This is a genomic window from Yinghuangia sp. YIM S10712 (genome assembly GCF_051388935.1).
Classification (GTDB): Bacteria; Actinomycetota; Actinomycetes; order Streptomycetales; family Streptomycetaceae; genus Yinghuangia.
In genome coordinates, this window is record NZ_JBPKBI010000023.1 from 66665 (window position 1) to 82872 (window position 16208).

The 16208-nt window shown below is 70.9% G+C and carries 14 protein-coding genes; 9 read left to right on the forward strand and 5 right to left on the reverse strand.

The annotated features are described in order from the left end of the window. The first annotated feature begins 311 nt into the window (after positions 1 to 311). Positions 312 to 1436 carry an MBL fold metallo-hydrolase gene (locus ACRX5W_RS29645; protein ID WP_436791445.1) on the forward strand — a complete coding sequence of 375 codons (1125 nt, stop codon included), beginning with the start codon at positions 312 to 314 and terminating at the stop codon, positions 1434 to 1436. A 133-nt stretch (positions 1437 to 1569) separates the two neighbouring features. Here the strand turns inward: ACRX5W_RS29645 and ACRX5W_RS29650 are convergent, their stop codons facing one another. Further along, complete coding sequence (locus ACRX5W_RS29650; protein WP_436791446.1) at positions 1570 to 2247, reverse strand: TetR/AcrR family transcriptional regulator; 678 nt, start codon at positions 2245 to 2247, stop codon at positions 1570 to 1572. Positions 2248 to 3018: 771 nt separating this feature from the next. Between ACRX5W_RS29650 and ACRX5W_RS29655 the strand changes: the two genes are divergently transcribed. Next, positions 3019 to 3597, forward strand: a complete 579-nt coding sequence (locus ACRX5W_RS29655) for a hypothetical protein (protein ID WP_436791447.1) — start codon at positions 3019 to 3021, stop codon at positions 3595 to 3597. Positions 3598 to 3938: 341 nt separating this feature from the next. Next, entirely contained in the window at positions 3939 to 4547 is a 609-nt protein-coding gene (locus ACRX5W_RS29660; protein ID WP_436791448.1) for a hypothetical protein, read from the forward strand. A 228-nt stretch (positions 4548 to 4775) separates the two neighbouring features. On the opposite strand, the gene ACRX5W_RS29665 is transcribed toward ACRX5W_RS29660, so the two are convergent. Continuing rightward, the gene (locus ACRX5W_RS29665) at positions 4776 to 5471 is read right to left on the reverse strand and encodes a TetR-like C-terminal domain-containing protein (RefSeq protein ID WP_436791449.1); all 696 of its coding nucleotides are present in this window, start codon (positions 5469 to 5471) and stop codon (positions 4776 to 4778) included. Between the two features lie 158 nt (positions 5472 to 5629). Between ACRX5W_RS29665 and ACRX5W_RS29670 the strand changes: the two genes are divergently transcribed. Then, entirely contained in the window at positions 5630 to 7003 is a 1374-nt protein-coding gene (locus ACRX5W_RS29670) for an ABC transporter substrate-binding protein (protein ID WP_436791450.1), read from the forward strand. Between the two features lie 418 nt (positions 7004 to 7421). Continuing rightward, positions 7422 to 8546, forward strand: a complete 1125-nt coding sequence (locus tag ACRX5W_RS29675) for a hypothetical protein (protein WP_436791451.1) — start codon at positions 7422 to 7424, stop codon at positions 8544 to 8546. Between the two features lie 18 nt (positions 8547 to 8564). Here ACRX5W_RS29675 and ACRX5W_RS29680 read toward each other — a convergent pair whose 3' ends face one another. Next, complete coding sequence (locus ACRX5W_RS29680; RefSeq protein ID WP_436791452.1) at positions 8565 to 9485, reverse strand: NADP-dependent oxidoreductase; 921 nt, start codon at positions 9483 to 9485, stop codon at positions 8565 to 8567. A 70-nt stretch (positions 9486 to 9555) separates the two neighbouring features. Then, positions 9556 to 10506 carry a MerR family transcriptional regulator gene (locus tag ACRX5W_RS29685; RefSeq protein ID WP_436791453.1) on the reverse strand — a complete coding sequence of 317 codons (951 nt, stop codon included), beginning with the start codon at positions 10504 to 10506 and terminating at the stop codon, positions 9556 to 9558. Between the two features lie 94 nt (positions 10507 to 10600). Here ACRX5W_RS29685 and ACRX5W_RS29690 point away from each other — a divergent pair, with 94 nt between their 5' ends. Continuing rightward, positions 10601 to 12091, forward strand: coding sequence for an alpha/beta hydrolase (locus ACRX5W_RS29690; protein ID WP_436791454.1), 1491 nt, complete (start codon positions 10601 to 10603; stop codon positions 12089 to 12091). A 69-nt stretch (positions 12092 to 12160) separates the two neighbouring features. Here the strand turns inward: ACRX5W_RS29690 and ACRX5W_RS29695 are convergent, their stop codons facing one another. Continuing rightward, complete coding sequence (locus ACRX5W_RS29695) at positions 12161 to 12775, reverse strand: MarR family winged helix-turn-helix transcriptional regulator (protein WP_436791455.1); 615 nt, start codon at positions 12773 to 12775, stop codon at positions 12161 to 12163. Between the two features lie 151 nt (positions 12776 to 12926). Here ACRX5W_RS29695 and ACRX5W_RS29700 point away from each other — a divergent pair, with 151 nt between their 5' ends. The 3 genes from ACRX5W_RS29700 (at position 12927) to ACRX5W_RS29710 (ending at position 16170) form a co-directional block, all read left to right on the forward strand. Continuing rightward, positions 12927 to 14216: a flavin-dependent oxidoreductase gene (locus ACRX5W_RS29700; protein WP_436791456.1), complete on the forward strand. Its 1290-nt coding sequence runs from the start codon at positions 12927 to 12929 to the stop codon at positions 14214 to 14216. Beyond that, the gene (locus ACRX5W_RS29705; RefSeq protein WP_436791457.1) at positions 14213 to 14446 is read left to right on the forward strand and encodes a hypothetical protein; all 234 of its coding nucleotides are present in this window, start codon (positions 14213 to 14215) and stop codon (positions 14444 to 14446) included. Before ACRX5W_RS29700 ends, ACRX5W_RS29705 begins: the two co-directional genes overlap by 4 nt. A gap of 131 nt (positions 14447 to 14577) precedes the next feature. Continuing rightward, the gene (locus tag ACRX5W_RS29710; protein ID WP_436791458.1) at positions 14578 to 16170 is read left to right on the forward strand and encodes a CocE/NonD family hydrolase; all 1593 of its coding nucleotides are present in this window, start codon (positions 14578 to 14580) and stop codon (positions 16168 to 16170) included. The last annotated feature ends 38 nt before the right edge of the window (positions 16171 to 16208 follow it).

The following is a 16208-nucleotide window of genomic DNA, read 5'->3' on the forward strand; positions in this document are numbered from 1 at the left end:
GAAGGCGGGTTCCCGGCGGGCCGCCGACCCGTCCGCCGGGGACGCGCACGACAAACCGCCGTATCGTTCCGTTGTGGATCCGGGTGCTCCGTCGGACGCTCCTTCGAGCACCCGCCGAGCACCTGTCGAGCATCTTCCGAGCCGGAACGCGCGACGCCGGACACGTTCGCTCGCGGGCACTGCGGGCCCCCGCGAGTACGGACACGTGCGCGCCGGGGCCCGCGCCGTACGACCGCACCCACGCAACACGTGACGGACCCGACCGGACACCGACACGTCCGGCGCCCAGGCGACACGAGGAGAATGTGCCCATGGCAGGAAAAGCACTGCGCCGGCTGACCGCGGGCGGAATCGCGCTGGCCGCCGCGGGTTGGGCGCTCCGGGACATCCCCGCCGAACTGGGCGGCAAGGCGTCCGGGGAACGCCTCGCGCGCATGCTGCGCTCACCGCGCTTTCGGGACGGTGCCTTCCACAACCCGGTGCCGTCCGGTACGGCGGTTCCCGACGACGTGCCGCAGGTTCTCGCACAGATGCTGCGCGACCGCGAGCAGCGCCGGCCCACCGGCGAAGTGCCGTTGGTGGCCGCCCCGGTCGTCCCGCCGTCCCGTACCGGTGTGAGCGCGATCTGGTACGGCCACGCCACGACACTCGTCGAACTCGAAGGCCGCCGCGTCCTGTTCGACCCGGTGTGGAGCACGCGGGTGTCACCCACCCAGCTCGTGGGGCCCCGGCGCCTGCACCCGACTCCCGTGCCGCTGGGCGGACTTCCCGCGCTCGACGCGGTGGTGATCTCTCACGACCACTACGACCACCTCGATCTCGCGACCATCCGCGCCCTCAACGCCTCGCAGGACGCGCCCTTCCTCGTCCCCCTCGGCATCGGCGCCCACCTTGAGCGCTGGCAGGTGCCGCGGGACCGCATCATCGAACTCGACTGGGAGGAAGAGGCGGTCGTCGCGGGGCTCACGTTCACCGCGACCGCGGCCCGCCACTTCTCGGGGCGCACGCTGCGCCGCAACGACACGCTGTGGGGCTCGTGGGTGGTCGCGGGCGCCGAGCGGCGGGTGTTCTATGCGGGCGACTCGGGCTACTTCGACGGGTTCGCCGGAATCGGCGCCGCGCACGGGCCGTTCGACCTCACGCTCATGCCGATCGGCGCGTACAGCCCGAGCTGGCCGGACATCCACATGAACCCGGAGGAGGCCGTCGCCGCGCACGTCGACCTGGGCGGGGACCTTCTTCTCCCGGTGCACTGGGCGACGTTCAACCTGGCGCCGCACCCGTGGGGCGAACCGGTGGACCGGCTGCGGCGCGAGGCCAAGGCCATCGGCACGCGCCTGGTCGTGCCGCGGCCGGGCGACCGCGTCGACAGCGCCGATGTGCCGCAGCTCGACCCGTGGTGGGAACTGCTGACGGCGCCGCCGGTCCGGCGCTGAGCCCGCCGCCTTCGGGCCGCGCAATGCGAACACCCCGGTCTTCCGCGTTCCTGCAAGAGACGCGGCCGGGCCGGGGTGTTCGGGCTGTCGGGACGAGAGGGGGCGGTTTTCCGCCGCCGTGTGGCGGCCGGCGTCAGGCGCGGGCGAACCCGCGCGCGCAGAACTCCCAGATCTCATCGGCACTGACGGGATGGACGGCGTCGACCTCATTGGTGCCGCTGGCCCGGGCGAGGAACACCGCAGTCTGCATGGTGAGCGCGGCGGCGCGGCGCGGCTTCAGATTCAGCCGCACCTGGCCTGCCTCCGCGGCATCGTTCATCAGTTCGGTATACAGCGTCAGCATCGGCACGTACGCGCTTCGCACCTCGACGGGGTGGGAGATCAGCAGTTGCGGGGCGAAGTCGGAGAAGAGCGGGCGGTCGACGGTGGGATCGGGGCGGCACAGCTCGAACAACAGCTCGACGGCCACCTTGAGGCTGTCCAGGGGGGTCGCCTGGTCGGCGGCGGCGGCGCGGATCTGGTCGGCGGACCGTCGCATCGCGTCCTCGAAGAGCGCGAGCAGCAGTTCGTGTTTGCCGTTGAAGTGTTGGTAGAAGCTCCGCAAAGACTGGTGTGAGCGGTCGACAACCTCCTGCACGGTGAAGTCGGTCGTCCCGCGTTCGGCGATGAGCGCCTGTGCCGCGTCGAGAAACCGCTCCACGCGCTGCTCGGCCCGAAGCCTCGCGGTCTTGGTCGACCGCTCGACCGCCCGCTGTTTCCAAGCCGGTTCCTCGCTCGGCGTGCTCGCAGCCGGATTCGTCTTTGGTGGCATACGTGAACCTTACTGCGCGGTAACGGAAGGACGTTTCAAGAGATGGAACGCACTTACCCCATAAAAGAGAATCTCCCCTACGGATGGGAGAATGATGTTCTCATGTCGAGCGAAGCTTCTGGAGCCCTGAACGCGGATTAGTTTGACCGCGACCTCCGTCATGCGGAAGATCTTTCGCCCCGGCAATCGCCCGCGCGGGCCCGCCGCAGGCTTCGTCGGCGGCCTGCGGCCTGCTTCGCCGCCCCCGCCGACCGTGCGAAACCAAAGAAAGCGCAGACCAGCGGGCCGCAGGACGATCACTCTGCGAAGCCCGACCGCCACCAGCCGTGTCCTGAGCCGACCGGGCACGCGCGGAACCTTCGCGTTTTCCGGCTTTGCGTCCCGCCGCGCCGCGTCGCACCTGCGATCAGCAGGAAATGAGATCCGTACGAACCTTGTGACAGGGCCGAAACCAACCTAATTTATCTTCGGTAGGTTGGTCTGGAGGGGCGGTGTCCCGGGTCAGGGGCGCTCACGGCCGCGCTCCGCGAGGCGGCGCGGAACAGAGCCGCAATTACCGACAGTCGTGCCGCGATGGCGTGTCGCGGATGGCATCACACTCGGCAGACGTCCGGGCGTGCCGGCGAATCGGGGCCGGGCCGACACGACTTTCGGATGCGGTGCGAGGGCGTTCGACGGGACAAGCGACGAGACCATGTGCGCACAAGGCACCAAGCCTGCGGGGCGGACCAGGCAGCGGCGAATGTCGCCTTTCGGTGAGATGGAGACAGCATGGCCTCTCGAACCTTCGAGCACGCGGTGCGGGACGTTCCGGGACTCCGGACAGTTGATGCGGCGGGCGGCGTCAACGCCCGCCTCCGCTTGCGGTATCGGCTGGCCGTCGCGGCGCCGAGCGTGGTCGAGGTCGTACGGTTCGCGGGAGGCTGGCTGTTCGACCAGGTGATCGCAGGTTGGGACGTGATGGTCCTGACCGCGGAACCGGGCGACGACAGGCCGCTCCAGATACTCGGGGCCACCGCCATCGACCTGGAATCCGCGCTGGCCACCCCCAGCCGAGGCGCGCGTACCGATGCCGTCGCCGTCGCCTCCAGGCTGTACGAAACCGACGAGCGGGTCCGCACCCGGCTGCTCGCGGCCGTCGACGAAGGCATGGCCGACGCCCGCCTGTGGGACGCACACCAGCCCGCGGACACCGAAGGCACCCGGCGCATGGTGGCCTACCGCCCGACGGTCGCCGCCCGAGCCTTCAAGGCCCAGGCCCTCGCCGCAGCCGGCGTCCCCATCGAGGAATGCGCCGCCCCCGAAATGTTCCAGAGCGTCGCCTTGGCCCGCGCCTACACCAGCGTCTGAGCCCTCCGTACGCCACGGGACCCCCGCGCCGCGTTCCGGACGGAGCTCCGCGCGGGGGCAGCCGTTCTGCGGGGAAACGATGTCGACGACAGGCAGCGCGGCGCATCGCTCGGCGGAGACGGGGACTTGCGGCGAGGAAGTCCACTCGGGCGGACCGCTTGCAACCTTGCCCCCGGGGCCCGACGCCGCGAGTCGCGTGACATCGCCTTCGACCGACGTCAGACCGACATTCGGCAGAAGTCCGCACGTGGCGCGGCGGTTTGACCCAAACATGCGGTTCATCAAGGGAAGTCCGAGATGAGGGGTAGCATCGGCGGTTCGGACTGCGATGGGAGTGCCTGGTGCGTGCACTGGTTGGCGTGGCCGTTGCCTGCGTCCTTGTGTTGACCGCGTGTGGTGAGGACGACGGGTCGGCCAAGACGTCGTCACCGACGTCGGATACGCCGTCGGCCGCGACTTCCCCGACCTCGTCCGCATTCGTGACGCAATCGCCGACGGCATCCGCATCCCCGTCGCCGAAGACGTCGGCGAGTTCCGCGTCGGCGACCGCGTCGCCGACGTCCGCACCCGCCTCGTCGGCGGTGCCCGGCCCCGCGCCCAAGTCGAAGGAGGGCGCGATCCAGAGGTACGAGCAGTTCCTGCACGCCGTCGGCCGCGAGGACCTCGACACGATCTGCGAAGTCGCCGGTCCCGCAGCCGAGAAGGCGGAAGACGACGGCTTCGGGCCCTGCAGGTCGACGTTCCCCATTACGTTCCGGATGATCCCCGACTCCCAGCAGCAGGCGATGCGGACCGCGACGGTGGATCCGCAACGCGTCGTCGTGCAGGGGCCCACCAAGGTCGTGATCCCGCTCTCGGCGGTCAAGTCCACCTCGCCGCTGTCCGAAGAAGCAATGGGCGACAGCGCGACCGTCGAATACATCGGCAACAACTGGTACGTCACAGACTGACCGGGCGCTGCGGGCCTGGGGTCGAGTCCCGAGCGGAACGCTGTTGCCGGTCACGATCGAAGGGCCTACGCGCGGCGCCCTCGTGGACGAAGCGCATGGGGCGCAGCCGTGGCGACGGCCCTTTTCGGAGCGGCCCGGAGCGGCCTGGCGCGGGCGGGTGCCGTGCGGGGCGCGGTGGACCGGGGTTGCCGATTCGGTGTGCTCGCCCCGGTCTTCGGTCGGGCTTGCCTATTCCGAGCGGTGCGCGGACGGTTCGGCTGCCGATGGGGACGTGTCCGGCGGTGGGGTGGTGGCGGGGTGTGGTTGGTCGGCTGGTGTGCGGGCTCTGGTCGGGGAGCCCGGAATGCGTCGGCTGCCTGCGAAGACCACGCTGAGGTGGAGGATGCGGTCGGCCAACTCCTCGGGGACGAGAGGGTCTTCGCCTTCGATGAGCCAGTTGCCGACGATTGCGGCGATGCCTGCGGCGACGAAGGTCGTCAGGTCCTCGATTGTGTCCGTGTCGTGGTCGCCGAAATGCTCGCGGAGGGCGTTCTCGTCGACGGAGCGGAAGACGTCCCTGAGCGTCCTGGTCATGGCGAAGGAGCAGGACCCGGTCAGCATCGCCCGGTAGAAGGAGCGGTGTTCGGCGAAGTGCCGCGTCATGGCGAGGACGCGCGCGGGGCTGTCGTCGCCCTCGTCGACGCGGGGCAGGAGGTCGCGCCTGATCAGGTCGGCGGCGGCCTCGACGAGGAGTGACTCGCGGTCGGCGAACTGCAGATAGATCAGCCGGCGGCTGACATCCGCCGCGTCGGCGAGATCCGCCGCGGGGACGGCCGTCGTACCGCGCTCGGACACCAGGCGCAACGCCGCCGCGAGCAGGGCGGAACGCGACCGCCGAACTCTTCGGTCTCGGGCGCGGTATTGCCGCGCAGGTTCGAGCCGCACGCCGACATAGTGCACGGATGCGCACAACTGCACAAGTGTGCATTCGTTACCCGCGAGAGGTTGTTTCTCCTCTGAGAGAAAGCTAACTTCCCCCCTGCGAGAGGACGTTGCTACTCGGTTCAAACGTGGTCAGGGACAACACCCGAGGAGGAAGTCCCGTGAAACCGAGACCCATTTTTGCCGCCCTCGCGGCGGTCGCCCTGCTAGCCGTGGGATGCAGTGACCGCGGCGACGAGAGCAGCTCGGAAGAAACGCCAACCGCGCAACCCGCCCCGGTCTCAGGAGACTTCGGCGAACTCAAGAACGTTTGCCAAGGCGGTACGTCGACGTTGTCGCCCACCCAGGGCGTGACCGCGACGGAGATCAAGGTCTCGACGTTCACCGACATCGGGTTCACCAAGGTGCCCGAATTCGACGACGCCGCAGACGTGTTCTCGAAATGGTGCAACGATGTCGGCGGCATCAACGGCCGCAAGATCACCGTGCATATGCGCGACACGCAGATGATGCAGGTCCGGGCGCGGATGGCGGAAGCCTGCCGCGAGGACTTCGCGATCGTCGGAGGCCGCGCCGCACTGGACGCCATGGGTGTGAACGACCGGCTGTCATGCCTGCTGCCGGCCTTCCCCGGCCAGGTCGTCCAGCCCGAGAACATCGGATCGGACCTACAGGTCTCGGTGGGCGGTGAGAACGGCAAGTACGACCCGTACCAGGGCTACTACCAGTGGCTGTTCCAGGCGTATCCGGACTCGAAGGGCAAGGTCGGCCTGCTCAACGGCGACTCGCCCATCACCCGTGTCCTCGGCGAGCGGACCCGGCAGGGCGTCGTGGCCCGCGGCGGGACGATCGCCTACGACGACCTCTACCCGATCGCGGGGGTGTCGGACTGGACGCCGTACGCCCAGAAGATCAAGGACCGGGGCATCAAGGGCCTCCAGTTCTACGGCGAGTATCGCCACCTGGCGGCCTTGGAGCAGGTCCTGACGAACATGAACTACAAGCTCGACTGGATCGACGCGAACAGCAACGCCTACAACCCCGCGTTCATCGAACTCCTGGGGAGGTCCGCGTCGTACCAGAACAACGTCGTCGACCTGTCGGGCTTCGCGCCTTTGGAGAGTGCGGCCACCAACCCGGCGGTGCAGCGCGTCATCGACTTGTACGCGAAGTACAAGCCGGGGGCCGAGGTGAACTTCGCGAGTCTGCGCGCGTTCTCGGCCTGGCTGTTGTTCGCGAAGGCGGCGGGCAGTTGCGGTGACGAGCTGACGCGCAAGTGCGTGTACGAGGCCGCGCGTTCGGAGAAGGCGTGGAACGGCGGCGGCCTGCAGGCGCCGGTCGACCTGTCGTCCCCCGGCCCGCTGAAGTGCTTCAACCCGCAGCAGGCGACCCCCGAGGGCTGGAAGCCGGCCGACTTCAAGCCGGACACGGGCTCCTACCGCTGCGACGCACCGGCCTTCGAGGTGAGCGGCGGCGCCTACGCCAAACCGGCGACGCTCGCGGACGTGGGCAAGAGCATGAACGACGTGAAGTAGTGCGGAAGCCCCCGACTGCACATCGACCGGGACCGGATGCGGTCTCGGCAGGCAAACGCCGGGGGAGCGACCGGTAGGACCCGACGGCCGCCCGGACCGCCATCCGGGCGGCCGTCACTCACGTCATTGCCGACACCGGAGCCAACGCCGGCTGCCGTGACGACCTCGGAGACTTCGGTGTACCGTCCCTCGGCGGTGGGGCACCGGACCAGGCGTGCATGGGGAGGAGGCGTCCAACGCCACACCGGCGGGCTCCAGGGCCACGGGCAGCAGCACCAGATCCGGCGAGCCCGATAATTGCCTTTTCCAATGATTTATCGCGGGCGCGTGGCCGGACCGATCACGGGTGCGGCTCGGGAGTTTCGCGGGTTGCCGGGACCGGGCGAAGCCGCGCCGGAATTCCTGAGAGAGTGTGCGCATGAACTCCCCGCTTCCGCTCGATGATGTGCTCGCCGATGCCACGCCGCTGCTCGACGACGTTGATCCGCTCCAGGCCGAGCTGTGGTGCTCCGACTTCCTCGGGGCGTTCTGGCTCCAGGGCGTCGACGACGCCGCCGCCGGCGAGATCATCGCCGAGGTACTGCCGCTCGTGGAGAAGGCCGCCACCCCCGAGGCCAACCTCTTGTGCCACGCCCTCGCGGCGCTCGGCGTCGAAGGGGCGGCCGACGCGGCCGAAAAGCTCACCGCGTCCGGGGTCCCGGCCCCCGCGTGGGCGGCCGGCACCGGTGTCGACGTGGGCGAGTGCTTCAGGTACGCCGACGACTTCGGCGACCAGGAGTCCCTGCTGTGCACGTTCATCCGCGACGCCGTACCGCACGCGGCGTTCGTGCTGATCGACCATACGCTCGGAGGCATCGCCAAGGACGCGTTCGTGGTCGACGACGTGGCGTCCGTGTTGGCCGCCCTCGAAGAACAGTGCGCCCAGGAGCCGTTCACGTCCCTCGCGCCGGTCGACGCGACGGTGGCCCGCGCGCGGATGGAGCGCGCGTTCGCCTTCACCGACGCGGTCGGCGGCGACGACCCCGACCTTGCCGAGGAACTCGGCGAGGACTTCGCGGCGACACGGGCGTTCGTGCGCGCGCGAGTCGCGGCGCTGCCGGCGGGGGAGGCCGAGGTTCCGGCCGATTCCGAGCACGAAGTCGACGCTCTGGTCCGGGACTTCGTCGCTTCGCCCGAAGCCGCCGGGCTTGCGGACCCGGCGTGGGCGGGTCGCCTGGCCACGGTGTGGGCCACCCACGTTGCCGCCGCCGGCGACGACCCGCGGCGCATGAGCCCGGGGCGGATCGAGGAACTCCTGATCGACGTGACCCCCGGCGGAGTGCTGCTGGACGCGGCCGGACAGCGAGCGGTGCCGGCAGTCGCGGAAGCGTGGCTGACATGGTCGCTGCGCGGCTCGTGGGCGGCCACGCTGTCCGCGGACGCCACCGCGTACCTGGCCGAGGTGCTCGCCGAGGCCGTGGACGAATTCCCGTCCGGCTACCTGGACTTGCAGGCGGTGCTGTTCCGGCACGGAAACCCGGAGACCGTCGACCTGCGCGGCTGACGCGACCCCGGCGCGCTGTCAGGTAACGACGACGATCTTGCCCCGGGTATGGCCGGTGCGGCTGGCGGTCAGGGCGTCGGCCGTGCGGTCCAAGGGGAAGGTCTCGCTGACTTCCACGGTCAGGGCGCCACGGTCCGCGAGGTCCGCGAGTGCGGCGAGTCGGGCGCCGTCGGGGCGAACCCACACCCAGTGGCCGCCTTGCCGGTCGACGGTGTTGTCGGCGATGGAGATGTGCCGGCCGCCGGGAGCCAACACCGCGAGTGTGGTGTCGAGTTGCCCGCCGACGAAGTCGGCCACAGCGGAGACGCCGTCGGGGGCGAGGGCGCGAACGCGGTCGATGACGCCCTCGCCGTACGCCACAGGCTCGGCGCCGAGCCCGCGCAGGTACTCGTGGTTGCGCGGCGAAGCGGTGCCGATCACGCGCGCACCTCGTTCGCGGCCCAATTGGACGGCGATGCTGCCGACGCCTCCCGCGGCGCCGTGCACGAGGAGGGTGTCGCGGACGCCGACCGCCAGGTGGTCCAGGCTGCGCAGCGCTGTCAGGCCCGCGAGCGGCAGGCCGCCCGCCTGGGCCCAGTCCAGGGCGGCCGGCTTGCGGGCGACGGAGGTCGCGGCGACCGCGACGTACTCGGCGAAGGTGCCGGCGTGCACCGTGTCCTTGCGCGCGTACGCCATCACCTCGTCACCGACCGCGAACTCCGGTGTGTCCGGACCCAGCGCGGTGACCACACCGGCCACGTCCCACCCGGGGATCACGGGGAAGACGACGTCCATCATGCCGTCGAGGCCCCCGGACATGACCTTCCAGTCCACCGGATTGACCCCCGCGGCCAGGACCCGGACCATCACCTGCCCGGGCCCCAGCTTGGGGTCGGCCACCTCGCCGTACACGAGGGCGGAGTTGTCGGCGGCGTAGGCGCTGTAGGTCACTGCACGCATGAGCGGGTCTCCGGGGTGGACGCGGCGAACTTCGCACCCGTATGCCCGCGAGCCGCCGGGATACGCGGCGTCATGCGGGCGGGCCGACCGCCGGCGCTCCGGCGCCGGCCACGCCGGTCGTCTGCGTGTCCAAGGCGTTGCGGAGCCAGGTGTGTGCCGCCCCGGCCGTCGGTGGGCCGTCGGTGGAGAGCTCGGCGGTGAGGTGCCAGTAGTGGTCGATGCGGGGGTCCGAGGCCAGCTCCCGGCTCAGACTGCGACGGAATGCGACGGTGTCGTCGGTGCCGCGGGAGGCGGCGTACGCCGCGACGAAGCAGTCGAGCGCCGAGCCCTCGTGCGGCGCGCGGTCGGCGCAGATCTCCGGCGCGGCGAGGGCGAAAGCCTCGGCGAGGCCGTCGTAGAGGACGGCCGGCCGGTAGCCGGATTCGCGGCGGTGCGCGGCGGGTTGGCAGGGGGTGGCCGTGGGGGAGCACGGCCGGGAGACGAAAACGTGCAGCCGGGCGAAAGCCATGACCTGCGAGGGAGTCGGGTCGTCCGGTGGCTGCGGGACCGCGTGGTCGAGGACCGTGGACACCACGCGGGCCGGCAGCCGCGGCGGCAGCCAGCGGCGCCAGAAGCGGACCAGTGCGGTGGTCTCGGGCGGGGTGGTGACAGAGCCGATCAATCGCAGCCGGTCGGCGCGCTCCTCGGGCGGGCAGTCGTGGACGAGCCGCAACGCAGCCTCCTGCCAGCGCAGCGCGCTCAGTTGTGCGCCGATGTGCCGGAGGCGTCCCGCGACGGCGTCCTCCAACGCTTCCCCGTCGTCGAGCACCCGGCCGACCTCGGGAACCGGCAGGTCGAGCGTGCGCAGGGAACGGATCATGCGGAGCCGGTCGAGCGCGTCGGGTCCGTAACGGCGGTGGCCCCCTGAACTGCGGGCGGCCGCGGGCAACAGGCCGGCGTCCGAGTAGAAGCGGACGGTCTTGACGGTCACCCCCGCGCGCGCGGCGAGTTCCCCGATGCTCCACAGGCCATCGGACGACATGGCTTGAACCTCCCTCAGCGGGAGTTCCTACCGTACGGCGCGTGACGGCAGCCGGAGCGGGGGACCCGGGTGCGGACTGTTCGAGGAGGCGATCATGACGGTGTTCATCCTGGTCCCGGGCATTTTCACCGGCGGGTGGGTGTGGGACGAAGTGGCTGAAGGGATAAGGGAGTTCGGCGACGAGGCATACCCGGTGACGCCGAGCGGCACGAGCGGTGGCGAAGCCGGTGCCGCCACCGACCTGGAGACCCACATCCAGGATGTCGTGCACCTGATCGACCGGGTGGCTGCGCAGGATGTCGTCCTGGTCGCGCACGGTTACGGTGTCCACCCGGCGTTCGGTGCGGCGGACCGGCGGCCCGAGCGGATCCGCCGGATCGTCTGCCTGGACACGAACGTGCCCGCGCCGGGGGCGCCCGCGCTCGCGACGGCGGCCGACCCGGCGATCCGGGACCGGGCCGTGGGAGCCCCGGAGGAAAAGTGGGTCGACCCGCCGGCGCCGGAGGGGTGGCAGCGCTGGGGTAGTACGGCCGGCCTCTCGGCGGAACAACTTGACCGCATGAGCCGCTTGGCAGTCCCGCAACCGGTACGCACGCTCACCCAGCCGCTTGCCTTGTCCGGCGCGACCGCCCGCATCCCCACCACCGGAGTCCTCTGTGCCGCCAACGGATCGACCATCGCGCTCGTCCAATCACTCGTGCGGCTCGGGGACCCGCGTCTCCAGGCCCTCGTCGACCCGAATGTGACGTTCTTCGAACTTCCCACCGGGCACTGGCCGATGCTGTCGATGCCGGGTGAGCTCGCCGGCGCGCTCCGCAGAGCGGCGGCGGGCGAAGGCCACCGACTGGACGCGTCGACGGACGAACAGCCCCCGCATCTGCGGCCGTTCCTCATGCATCCACCCGAAGTTCCGCGTGAGCGAGTGAGGCACGTCGACCTCTACCTTCCCGACAGCGAAAAGCCGTGCCCGGCAGTCGTGTTCGTCCACGGCGGCCCGGTCCCCGAGAACGCCCTTCCGACACCCCGCGATTGGCCGGCGTTCGCCGGCTACGGCCGCTACGCGGCGAGCCTCGGGGCGGTCGGGGTCACGCTGGACCACGGCCTGCACGACCTCGCCGATTACGACCGCGCCGCCGCCGATGTCGCGGACGCCGTCGGTCTCGTACGCGCCCACCCGCGCGTCGACGCGGAACGCGTCGCGCTGTGGTTCTTCTCCGCGGGCGGCCTGCTGGCGACGGACTGGCTTGCGACGCCCCCGCCGTGGCTGCGCTGCGTGGCGGCGACGTACCCGGTCCTCGCGCCGTTGCCGAACTGGGGCCTGGCCGACTCCCGGTTCCGTCCCGTCGACGCCTTGGGGGCGGCGGAGAGGCTGCCGATCGTGGTGACCCGCGTGGGCCGGGAGCACCCCGCGATCGCGGCGACCGTCGACGGGTTCCTCGCGGTGGCGACGGAGCGCGGTGTCGCCGTCGAGGTGGTCGACGTACCGTCTGCCCACCACGGCTTCGAGAGCATAGACCACACGGCTGAAGCGCGCGACGCGGTGGCCCGAGCCGTCCGGTCGGTGTTGGCGCACGTGCGGGACTGAGGCGGCGGCGAGACGCAGGAGCCCCCGCGGAGACGTGGCCCGTTCCGCCGCGGCGATTGCTGCCGCCGGTCAGCTCGCCGTGGGCCGCGTGGCGACCAAGCGGCCCAGCAGCGCCGTGAGTTGGTCGCGCTCGGTGGGGGACAGGTCGGCGAACCAGGCGGATTCGCGGGCCGCGTGGGCGGCGAACGCCTCGGCGACCGCGGTGCGGCCGCGTTCGGTCAGTGCGATGACCACGCCGCGCCGGTCGCCGGGGGCCTGGCGGCGTTCGACGAGGTCCGCGCGGGCGAGCGTGTTGACCGCGTTGGTGAGCGCCGATCGCGACATCACCGACAACTCTGCCAGTCGGGAGGGCCGCGTGGGTCCGAGCACCCACAGCTTGAACATCACGCGGAATCCCGGCACGGTCCAGCCGCGCGGCCGGTGTACGTGCGATTCCAGATCGGTGACCAGCATGTACGCAAGGTGCAGCAGGTGGTAGCCGAGTGCGAAGTCGCCCGGGTCGGCGGCCGGGGCAAGCACCGCCAGGCGTTCCCTGGCCTGTTCCGCGTACCGGACATCCGGCAGGCGGCGACCGCCCGGCGCGGGACCGGCGCCCGCGTCGGCCTCGGCTGCATCGTCGGCCGCGTACGCGTCCGTGCCGTCGGCCGCGTTTGCCGCCGCGTCGTCCGCGGTGTCCCTGGTCATGCCTGTCGCCTCATGGGGTCGGTCCGGTGCCTGGCCTTTCACATCCTGCCAAGGCCACTTGCGTGACCCGGGGCCGAGGCCCCAGGATGCTGGCTGATTGTTATAGCCATAACAATCTCCTGGGACGGGTCGGCCCCGGCAAGGAGGCAGCGTGCGCGTCGTGGTGGCCGGAGGCGGTATCGGCGGACTGGCCGCAGCGCTGTCGCTGCACGCCGCCGGAATCGACCGGGTGACCGTCCTGGAGGCGGCACCGGAGATCCGGCCGCTGGGCGTGGGCATCAACCTGCTGCCGCACGCGACCCGAGAACTCACCGAGCTGGGGCTCGCCGACGAACTGGCCGAACTCGGCGTCGCGACAGCTCGGTTGACGTACTTCAACCGCCACGGCCAGGAGATCTGGTCCGAGCCTCGCGGCCTCGCGGCCGGCTACCACTGGCCGCAGTACTCGGTGCACCGCGGCGCACTGCAGATGCTGCTCCTGCGCGCGGTACGCGAACGACTCGGCGCGGACGCGGTCCGCACGGGCGCGGTCGTCGCCGGCTACGAGGACCTGCCCGGCGCGGTCCGGGTCCGCCTGCATGACGGAACCCGCGTGGACGGCGACGTGTTGGTCGGTGCGGACGGCATCCGCTCGGCGGTGCGCCGCCGGCTCTTCCCCGCCGAGGGCCCGCCTCCATGGAACGGCCTCGTACTGTGGCGCGGCACGACGCGGGTCCCGCATCCGGCTTTCCTCGGCGGCCGCACCATGGTCATGGCCGGGGACGGGACGGAGAAGTTCGTCGCCTACCCCCTCGCCGACGTCCCGGACGACGACGGCCGTGTCCTGCTCAACTGGATCGCCGAACGCCCCCTCGACACCCCGCCGCCGGCCCCCGGCGACTGGAACCGGCCCGCCGAACCCGCGGCAATCCTGCGGCACTTCGGCGACTGGAGATTCGACTGGCTGGACGTCCCCGCGGTGATCTCCGGCGCCGAAACCGTATTCGAATACCCCATGGTCGACCGCGATCCGCTGCCGCAGTGGACGCACGGCCGCGTCACCCTGCTCGGCGACGCCGCGCACGCGATGTACCCGATCGGCTCGAACGGCGCCTCGCAGGCCATCCTCGACGCCCGCGTCCTCGCCCACGCACTCGCCACCCACCCCCTGGACGAAGCCCTCGCCGGCTACGAAGCACAGCGCCGCCCCGCCACCACCGCGATCCAACAGGCCAACCGCGGACTCGGCCCCGAGGTCGTGATGAGGATCGTGCACGAACGCGCGCCCGACGGCTTCACTGCGGACAGGGGCCTGGACCACGTGCTGACCGCGCAGGAACGCGAAGACATCGCCTCCGCCTACAAACGCACCGCAGGATTCGACCCGGACGTCCTCAACTCCCGGCCCTCTTACAGTGTTTCGGCACACGCGTCGAACCGGGTCCCGGGAGGCCGCGCATGACCGGTTCCCCGGCGCGCCCCGAACTCGAACCGCTTGCCCGGTTCCGCGTCGCCCTCGACCCGATCCTCGACCTCGGCGCAACGCCGTGGGGCAACCGCCGCATCATCCCCATCATCGACGACCGGTACGCGTGGCTGGGCCGCACCATCGGCATCGTCGGGCGCGCGAACCGCCGACGCGGTCGAGTACGACGCATACACGCTCACCTGAACGCAGCCATCCGGCAGTGAAATTCGAGTCACAGGCCCATGAACCGCCGGCGTTTCAGGCAAGATCCGCGCGGTGGCCCGGACGTACAGCGCGAACCTCCTGCCCTGCAAGCCCGTTGAACTCTCGCCGACTTCGCCCGAGGAGACGCTTCGTGACGACTCTCGACCGCCCCGCCGTCCCGGTCACCGTCGTGCTCGACGAGCCGATCGCCATGCGCGACGGCACCGTGCTGCGCGCCGACGTTTACCGACCGGCGACCGGCGGCCCGCACCGCACTGCGCTGGTGCGCAACCCCTACGCCGAACAGGTCTTCCGCACCACGCCCGTCACGCCCTGGCTGCGCGCCGGGATGGCGGTCGTCCTGGAGTACTGCCGGGGCCGGGGCAACAGTGAAGGCCGGTTCGAGCCGTGGCGCGACGAGGGCCGCGACGGCGCGGACACCGTCGCCTGGATCGTCGGCCAACCGTGGTCCAACGGCGAGGTCGTCGCATCCGGAGGGTCCTATCTGGCGGGCTGCGCACTCCAGTTGGCCGCCGAACGACCCAAGGGGCTCAAGGCGGTGGCCGCGTCGATGACGCCGCACGACTTCTACGACGGACTCAAGTACCACGGCGGCGCGTTCGCCCTGGGCTCCGCGTTCTTCTGGGCGAGCCTCCAAGTCCTCCTGGAGGCCGGCATCGCGATGGAGCGAGGTGGCGAGATGCCGCCGCGCGTCGGCGACGTCCTGGGCGCGCGCGACAACGCCGCCGCGGCGCTCGGCACCGTGCCCATCCGCGACGCCGCCGGACTCGCCGAGGCCTTCCCGTTCTGGGCCGAGTGGATCGACCATCCCGAACGGGACGAGTACTGGCAGGAGTTGGCGGATACCCTTCGCCACGACCGCATCGACGTGCCGGTGCTGCACACCGCCGGCTGGTTCGACCTCTTCCTCAAGGGCACGCTGGAGAACCACCGCCGCATCCCCGGCGGACGCCTCGTCATCGGGCCCTGGAGCCATATGGGCCAGGACGGCTCCGTCGGCGAACTCGACTTCGGCATGGGCGCGTCCGTCCAGGCCGTGCAACTGGAGAAGACACAAACGGACTTCCTCCTCGGCAACACCGAAGCGGGCCCGGCCGTCCGCTACTTCACGATGGGCGCCAACGTCTGGCGCGAGGCGGACGCATGGCCGCCGCCGGAAGCCACCCCCACGCGCTACCACCTGCACGGGGACGGCATCCTGTCCACCGCCCCTCCCGGCGCGGACGCCCCGCCCTCCCGGTTCGTCCACGACCCGGACGACCCCGTGCCCACCTGGGGCGGCGGCCTCCTCATGCCCGACACCAAGAACGTCGGTCCCCGCGACCAGCGGGAGGTGGAGGAACGCCCCGACGTGCTGAGCTTCACCACCGACGCGCTCACCGAGGACGTCGAGGTGACCGGTCACATCACCGTCGTCCTGCACGCCGAGACCAGCGCGCCGGGCAGCGACTGGACCGCCAAACTCGTCGACGTGTGGCCCGACGGCCGGGCCATGAACGTCACCGACGGCATCGTCCGCTCCCCGGGAGACCGTCTGCGCCACGAGATCGACCTCGTCGCCACCAGCCAGACCTTCCCCGCGGGTCACCGGATCAGGGTCGACATCGCCTCGTCGAACTTCCCCCGATTCGACCGTCACCCGGCGATGAAGCGCGCGGAGCAAACCGTCCACCACGACGCCGCGAAACCGAGCTGGATCAGCCTGCCGATCATGCCCCGCTGACCCGGGCCCACCTGGGCGAAGCGGCTGCCGGGGCGGGT